At 44.4% G+C, this 2,489-nt stretch carries 1 protein-coding gene; it reads left to right on the top strand.

Annotated elements, in window-relative coordinates; all coding sequences use genetic code 11:
- On the top strand, positions 1-2,489 hold a 2,489-nt coding region (locus AAEO58_RS13425), incomplete at both ends, for a beta strand repeat-containing protein (RefSeq protein WP_423972067.1).

Below are 2,489 nucleotides of genomic sequence, written 5' to 3'. Positions count from 1 at the left end.
GGTTACTACCACAGGCGGATGTCCACCAGCGACAACCACAGGAACAATTACAGTTACACCGTTGAATACTATTGCAGCAGGCACAAGCCAAACGGTTTGTATCAACAGTGCAATTACAAATATTACATTAGCAACTACAGGTGCAACAGGAGCAACTTTCGCAGGATTACCGGCAGGAGTTACCGGTTCATGGGCAGGAAACGTAGCTACGATTAGTGGAACACCAACAGCAAGTGGAACTTTCAATTATACTGTAACAACAACAGGCGGATGTCCACCAGCGACAACCACAGGAACAATTACAGTTACACCATTGAACACTATTGCAGCAGGAACTAGCCAAACGGTTTGTGTTAACAGTGCAATTACGACTATTACATTAGCAACTACAGGAGCAACAGGAGCAACCTTCGCAGGATTACCAGCAGGAGTTACTGGTTCATGGTCTGGCAATGTTGTAACAATCAGTGGTACACCAACCGTAAGTGGACCGTTCAATTATACGGTTACTACCACAGGCGGATGTCCACCAGCGACAACCACAGGAACAATTACAGTTACACCGTTGAACACTATTGCAGCAGGAACTAGCCAAACGGTTTGTGTTAACAGTGCAATTACGACTATTACATTAGCAACTACAGGAGCAACAGGAGCAACCTTCGCAGGATTACCAGCAGGAGTTACCGGTTCATGGTCTGGTAATGTTGTAACAATCAGTGGTACACCAACCGTAAGTGGGCCGTTCAATTATACGGTTACTACCACAGGCGGATGTCCGCCAGCGACAACCACAGGAACAATTACAGTTACACCGTTGAATACTATTGCAGCAGGGACAAGTCAAACGGTTTGTGTTAACAGTGCAATTACGACTATTACATTAGCAACTACAGGAGCAACGGGAGCAACTTTCGCAGGATTACCAGCAGGAGTTACTGGTTCATGGTCTGGTAATGTTGTAACAATCAGTGGTACACCAACCGTAAGTGGACCGTTCAATTATACGGTTACTACCACAGGCGGATGTCCACCAGCGACAACTACAGGTACTATAACTGTTAATCCAACAGCTGTTCCAGTAACAGGATTTAGCTATTCTACACCAGTTTGTATAAATGGTACCAACCCAATTCCAACTACAGTCCTTGGATTCACAACAGGAGGTATTTATAGTTCATCTCCAGGTTTATCGATTAATGGTGCTACAGGTGAAATTAATCTTGGTTTAAGTACAGCTGGAACATATACTGTAACATATTTATATGGTGCAACAACATGTGGTGCAGCAGGTAGTAGTACTTTTGATATTACAATTACTTCGTTATCATTAATTTCTTTAACATCAGTTGCAACAACAACAAACCAAACATTATGTATTAATACTCCTGTTACAAACATAACCTACTCAGTTACTAATGCAACAGGTGCTACTGTGTCAGGTTTACCGGCAGGGGTTACTGAATCTTTTGCGGCTGGTGTGTTTACGATAAGTGGAACTCCAACTGCGAGTGGACCGTTCAATTATACAATAACTACAACAGGAAGTTGTTCACCTGCAGCGACAACCACAGGAACAATTACAGTTACACCATTGAACACTATTGCAGCAGGGACAAGTCAAACGGTTTGTGTTAACAGTGCAATTACGACTATTACATTAGCAACTACAGGAGCAACAGGAGCAACCTTCGCAGGATTACCAGCAGGCGTTACTGGTTCATGGTCTGGCAATGTTGTAACAATCAGTGGTACACCAACCGTAAGTGGACCGTTCAATTATACGGTTACTACCACAGGCGGATGTCCACCAGCGACAACCACAGGAACAATTACAGTTACACCGTTGAACACTATTGCAGCAGGAACTAGCCAAACGGTTTGTGTTAACAGTGCAATTACGACTATTACATTAGCAACTACAGGAGCAACAGGTGCAACCTTTGCAGGCTTACCAGCAGGAGTTACCGGTTCATGGTCTGGTAATGTTGTAACAATCAGTGGTACACCAACCGTAAGTGGGCCGTTCAATTATACGGTTACTACCACAGGCGGATGTCCACCAGCGACAACCACAGGAACAATTACAGTTACACCGTTGAATACTATTGCAGCAGGCACAAGCCAAACGGTTTGTATCAACAGTGCAATTACAAATATCACATTAGCAACAACAGGCGCAACAGGTGCAACCTTTGCAGGCTTACCAGCAGGAGTTACAGGTTCATGGGCAGGCAATGTGGCTACGATAAGTGGAACCCCAACAGCAAGTGGAATATTCAATTATACAGTAACTACCACAGGCGGCTGTCTACCAGCAGCAACCACTGGCACAATTACAGTTACTTCGTTGAATACTATTGCAGCAGGGACCAGTCAAACGGTTTGTGTTAATTCCCCAATTACCAATATCACATTAGCAACAACAGGCGCAACAGGTGCAACCTTTGCAGGCTTACCAGCAGGAGTTACAGGTTCATGGGCAGGCA

Origin of the sequence: Flavobacterium helocola (assembly GCF_038289885.1) — a bacterium.
Classification (GTDB): domain Bacteria; phylum Bacteroidota; class Bacteroidia; order Flavobacteriales; family Flavobacteriaceae; genus Flavobacterium; species Flavobacterium cheniae.
The sequence above is the reverse complement of the archived record's forward strand: the minus strand, read 5'-3'. Positions and strand labels throughout refer to the sequence as shown.